The organism is Paralimibaculum aggregatum (genome assembly GCF_030270585.1).
Classification (GTDB): Bacteria; Pseudomonadota; Alphaproteobacteria; order Rhodobacterales; family Rhodobacteraceae; genus Thermohalobaculum; species Thermohalobaculum aggregatum.
The window spans coordinates 1-397 of sequence record NZ_BSYI01000157.1 but is presented as its reverse complement, the minus strand read 5'-3'; the positions used below and the strand labels follow the sequence as shown (position 1 = coordinate 397).

Here is a 397-nt window from a genome sequence, read left to right as displayed (position 1 = left end):
CCAGCGCGGTCACCGCGAGCCCGGCCAGCACCGCGGCGGGGATGTTCGCGGTCTCGAAGCTGCGGCTGGTGAAGCTGTCGTAGTCGGTGATGTCGATCAGCTCGAGATTGCCCGGGTCCCAGTAGAGATTGGCGTTGATGTCGGACACCCGGCCGATGATCAGCGGATCGAAGCCCGCCGCGCTGATCGCCGCATCGGGAACCGTCTGGTCGAGCAGCCAGGCCTCCGGGCCGGGCCCGAAATCGGCGCCGCCGCGGTCGAACGCGACGATGCCGTCGGCCAGCCCCGCGGCGTCGATCCCGTCGGTGAAGTCGAAGACCGGCGCCTCGGTGATGCCGAAGGCCGCGGCGATGTCGCCGGTCAGGTCGATCAGCCCGGGCACCAGATCGGTCTCGAC

The 397-nt window shown here is 70.0% G+C and carries 1 protein-coding gene; it reads right to left on the bottom strand.

The genetic code is table 11. The annotated features are described in order from the left end of the window. Positions 1 to 397: hypothetical protein (locus tag QSJ97_RS24755; RefSeq protein WP_285675171.1), on the bottom strand; the 397-nt coding region annotated here is incomplete at both ends.